This window comes from Mesorhizobium sp. M7A.F.Ca.US.011.01.1.1 (assembly GCF_003998295.1).
Taxonomy (GTDB): Bacteria; Pseudomonadota; Alphaproteobacteria; order Rhizobiales; family Rhizobiaceae; genus Mesorhizobium.
On record NZ_RZRT01000130.1, the window covers coordinates 1 to 4,109 of the forward strand.

Consider the following 4,109-nt stretch of genomic DNA (forward strand, 5'->3'; position numbering starts at 1 on the left):
TTCAGGTTGATGGTTCACCGGTGGGAAGGGACCGAGCCATGCCACGGCCTGTCCTCGAAAGGACGACCAGGATCCCCTCGGTCTCCTTCCCACTTCAGACATAGCATGGGAACAACACACAGGATCCTCGGGTCTGCGCGTCCGCTTCGCTCCCGCTCCGCCCGTGGATGACGAACGCGAGGGGGACCGCCAAGCAATTTTCCCATCCTCCGTGAACCATTTCCTCCCGGCCGACGACACATGGCCGTAGACGAAAACCAATCATGGAGACTTCAGATGACTGCACTTTTGCGAAATGCACTTCTCGCCGAGGTCGCGGTATCGGCAATGTCCGGATCTGCCTTGGCCGATCAGACCGTCACGAGCTGCGCCCAGACGCAAACCAACGATTTGTGGAGCGGCCGCTGTTGCGGCGCCGGCGAGTCGAACTGCCTCGGCGGCGGAAACAATGGCCACGACCATAGCGACAAGGGCGGCCGGGGAAACAATGGCGGCACGGCCGGCAAGAAATGATCTCACCACAGATGCCTGCTGGCGAATCGCCTGCGGGCATCTCTTCACGTGAAGCGAAACACCTTCGCGAGAAAATCGCCAAGGCGCGCCTCCGGTGCAGATCGCGAAGCTACGGCCGCCGGCCCAGCGCCGCGCGGATCGATGCGGTGATGCGGCGAAGCTCGGCTTCGTCGAGTTTCTCGATGTTTTCCGCCAGCAGATTGGCAAGCTCGGTGGCGGCGGGGGAAAGACCCGACGTGTCGAGTTTTACACGCGGATGCGAGGCCTCGGCCAGCCGCGCCAGTTCCTCGGCGTCGTCCCAGATGATGTTGAAATAGCCGATGATCTTCTGGATCAGCGTCCAGGTCGGGGCACCGCGCCTGCCATGTTCGAGCGCCGACAGATAGGCGGCGCTGACGCCGATCGCCGCCGCCATGTCCTTCTGGCGGACACCGCGTTCGCTTCTGAGCGTGCGCAGCTTCTCGCCGAACGGGGTCATGCCCCCACCCTCATGAACGAACTCCTCACACGCGCGCCCGCCGCAGCCGGATATAGAGCGCACCCGAACCGCCATGATTGCGGGCGGCATGGTCGTGGCTGGAGACCAGCGGCCGGAAGGCGGGCGTCGACAGCCAGGCCGGTACCGCGCGCCGCAACACGCCATCGCCGCCGGAGGACGAGCCCTTGCCGGTGATGACCAGGACATAGCGGACGCCGCCGGCATGCGCCCGGTGCAGGAATGAAAACAGCAGCGAATAGGCCTCGTCCTGGGTCAGGCCGTGCAGATCGACGCGGCCCTCGATCGGCAGCCGGCCTTTCGACAGCTTGTCCAAGGTCGGCTCGTCGAGCGCGTGGGCGACATGCTGCGTCTTTGGTTTGGCTGCCCCGGGATTGGCCATGGGCTGAACCGGTTGCGGCTGACTTGGCCTGACCTCGGCAGGGATTTCAGGGATGTCGACGGCAAATTTGCCCTTCAGCGGCTTGGCCGTGCGCGCCACCAGGTTCCACAGAACCCGGTCGTCCTCGCTGAGCTTGTCCGGGCGCCGGGTCATCGGATCGCACCCGCAACGAGCGCGCGTGGGATCAGCGCATAAAAATCCGCGGCATTGCGGACCACGCCGGCGATCTCGCCCGCGGCATCGCCCGAACCGGCGAACAGGTCGCCCCGCGCGGACCCGGTGATGGCCGAGCCGGTGTCCTGCGCGATCATCAGGCAGCGGAACGGTTTAGCGTCGAAAGCAGTGAGCGTCGGCGCGTCGATGTAAAAGGGCGTGCCGAATGTATGCAGCAGGCGGTCGACGGCGATCGAGCGGCCCGGCGTCAGCGGCACCTTGGCGGCGGCGATCGGGCCAAGGGCCGCGTCCTCGACATCGTCCTCGCGGAAGAAGATGTAGGAGCGGTTCTGCCACAGGATCTCGTCGACGCGGTCCGGATGCGCCTTGAACCAGGCGCGGATCGACTGCATCGTCACTTCCGCCAGCGGGATCTCGCCCAACTCGCTCAGGATCCCGCCGGGCCCGGTGAAGCGCTGGCCGGATTTGGCGGCGTAGGTGACGCGGACAAGCCGGCCGTCGGTCATGGCGAGGCGTGCGGCACCTTGTACGTGAATGAAGAAGGCATCGACCTTGTCGGCCAGCCAGGCGATTTCCAGACCCTTGCCGTCGAGCGCGCCGCGCTCGATCTCGCCACGGTCGGGGTACTCGACCGGCCTGCTCGGCGTCTGGCGCGCGAAAGCGAGGTAGGGATCCAGGCCGGGCGGCCGGTTTCCGTCGTCGATGTCGACGAGATCGGCCGGGCGCGAAAGCAACGGCACCGAAAACCGATCCGTGCGCACCGGTGACGCCTCGACCTGCGGCTCATAGAAACCAGTGACGAGCCCGGCGCCGGCATGTTCGGCGGGGATAAGCGCCGGGACGAAATGGCGCTCGAAGAAGGCGCGGGCTTCCCCGCGGGTCGGCGACCGATCCGCCGGCGAAACGGTCCGGGCCTCGGCGTAGGCATCGGCAAAGGCATCGAAGTCGACGCCGAGCGCACCGCTGCGGTAGGGTTTGGTCAAGGCATGGAAGGCCGAGCGGCGAAAGGCGGCGAAGGCCGCCGAATGGTCGTCATCGTCCCAGCCGGGCAGATCGCCGAAGGCTTTCTCGACAAAAAGAGGCGATAGCGACACCGGAGCCTCGCCGCGTGTTTCCGAACTAGTCTTCTTCCTCGGTGGCGACGAGCTTCCAGTTCGGATCGCGCGAGCGCGTGTCGCGGGCGAAGGTCCAGACATCCTTGACCTCTGCGACGGTTTCCGGGTCGCCGTCGATGACGGCGCCGGCCTTGTCGCGGGTCGCCGAAATCAGCTCACTGATAATGCGCAGCGTGACATGCGCCTCGCCGCCCTTCATCTCGGCCGAGACGATGTCGGCCTTGTCGATGCCGACGAAGGAGGACTGGATCTTTTCCGCCTTGGCCTCGCGCTCACCGATGGCGGCGACAAAGCCGTCATAGACCTCGCGCGACAACAGGTTCTTCAGCGTTTTGCGATCGCCGTCGGCATAGGCCATGACGATCATCTCGTAAGCCATCTTGGCGCCGTCGACGAAACCCTTCGGCTCGAAGGACGGATCATTGTCCTTGATTGTGCGCAGGCCCTTGTTGAGGTCGGTATCGGGCTTGGCGAAAGCGTCGATCGCGGCATAGGTGTCGGGAGCCGGCTCGCCTGACGGGCGCTTGCGCGGCAGCGAGACGACATTTTCTGATTTCTGGGCGGCATCCTTGTCGCCGGTGCGAGCCGCCGAATAGGGATCGAAGGGCGGCCGTTCGCTGCCGGTGCGGCGGCCCAGCACATTGCGCAGCTGGAAAAAGATGACCACCGCCGCAATCAGGAAGAAAATCGTGCCGAAGTCGAAGAATCCCATATCTTCCGCCAATCAATCCCTGCCCTGTGGCCGGACCGTCAGGCCCAATGGCCACGGTCGCATAGCGTTCAACATTCAAAGCATATAGAACGCAAGGCGCAATCATTCAAATCAAAGGCAGGCATACCTATCTAACAGCCTCAGTGCCAGCGGCGATTGCCAACTGGCGGCCAAAACAATCGAAACGATCATAACAATCGAAAAAGGTTGGCAAGACTTGCGCATTTCGCTGCTTCCCTTCTTTCTCCTCGCGCTTCCGCTGCTGGAAATCGCCGGTTTCGTCATCGTCGGCCGTGAGGTCGGCGCGCTGGCGACGGTCGGCCTCGTGCTGGCCTCCAGCGTCGCCGGCGTGCTTTTGCTCCGATACCAGGGATTTGGTGTGATGGCCCGCATCCGCACCGAGATGGCCGCCGGCCAGAACCCCAGCCGCCATCTTGCGCACGGCGCCATGATCGTGGTTGCGGCGATCCTCCTGATCATCCCCGGCTTCATATCAGACATCATCGGCCTGCTGCTGTTCGTGCCGCCATTGCGCGATTTTGCCTGGAGCCGGTTCAAGGGCCGCATTGTCGTCGCCACCGATTTCTCGACCGGCGGTTTTCGTGGCCGGCGCGACAGGGTCATCGACCTCGAAGACGGCGACTATTCGCGCGAGGACGATCTGAAGCGCGGACCGGATCACAACTCGCCGTGGCGCCGCCTGAAGGACGATTAGGG

6 protein-coding genes are annotated in these 4,109 nt (G+C 64.4%); 2 read left to right on the plus strand and 4 right to left on the minus strand.

All coding sequences use genetic code 11. The features are described from left to right. Positions 1 to 276 precede the first annotated feature (276 nt). Positions 277 to 513 carry a hypothetical protein gene (locus EOA13_RS36570; protein ID WP_127297980.1) on the plus strand — a complete coding sequence of 79 codons (237 nt, stop codon included), beginning with the start codon at positions 277 to 279 and terminating at the stop codon, positions 511 to 513. Between the two features lie 109 nt (positions 514 to 622). Here EOA13_RS36570 and EOA13_RS36575 read toward each other — a convergent pair whose 3' ends face one another. From EOA13_RS36575 to EOA13_RS36590, 4 genes are read right to left on the minus strand one after another with little or no spacing between them, the layout of a single operon-like run. Next, entirely contained in the window at positions 623 to 991 is a 369-nt protein-coding gene (locus EOA13_RS36575) for a helix-turn-helix transcriptional regulator (RefSeq protein WP_127297981.1), read from the minus strand. Between the two features lie 25 nt (positions 992 to 1,016). Further along, a complete protein-coding gene (locus EOA13_RS36580) occupies positions 1,017 to 1,544 on the minus strand; it encodes a Smr/MutS family protein (protein WP_127297982.1) in 528 nt (175 codons plus the stop codon). After that, positions 1,541 to 2,659 (minus strand): murein transglycosylase A, encoded by a 1,119-nt coding sequence (locus tag EOA13_RS36585; RefSeq protein WP_127297983.1) that lies wholly within the window; start codon positions 2,657 to 2,659, stop codon positions 1,541 to 1,543. Before EOA13_RS36585 ends, EOA13_RS36580 begins: the two co-directional genes overlap by 4 nt. Before the next feature lie 25 nt (positions 2,660 to 2,684). Further along, positions 2,685 to 3,392, minus strand: coding sequence for a Tim44/TimA family putative adaptor protein (locus tag EOA13_RS36590; protein ID WP_127297984.1), 708 nt, complete (start codon positions 3,390 to 3,392; stop codon positions 2,685 to 2,687). Positions 3,393 to 3,609: 217 nt separating this feature from the next. On the opposite strand from EOA13_RS36590, the gene EOA13_RS36595 reads away from it, so the two are divergent. After that, the gene (locus EOA13_RS36595) at positions 3,610 to 4,107 is read left to right on the plus strand and encodes an FxsA family protein (RefSeq protein ID WP_127297985.1); all 498 of its coding nucleotides are present in this window, start codon (positions 3,610 to 3,612) and stop codon (positions 4,105 to 4,107) included. The last annotated feature ends 2 nt before the right edge of the window (positions 4,108 to 4,109 follow it).

Bases quoted from the DNA above. Each gene is read 5' to 3' on its own strand.
- EOA13_RS36590 (WP_127297984.1), bottom strand. From the start codon at position 3,392: ATGGGATTCTTCGACTTCGGCACGATTTTCTTCCTGATTGCGGCGGTG.
- EOA13_RS36580 (WP_127297982.1), bottom strand. From the start codon at position 1,544: ATGACCCGGCGCCCGGACAAGCTCAGCGAGGACGACCGGGTTCTGTGG.
- EOA13_RS36570 (WP_127297980.1), top strand. From the start codon at position 277: ATGACTGCACTTTTGCGAAATGCACTTCTCGCCGAGGTCGCGGTATCG.
- EOA13_RS36575 (WP_127297981.1), bottom strand. From the start codon at position 991: ATGACCCCGTTCGGCGAGAAGCTGCGCACGCTCAGAAGCGAACGCGGT.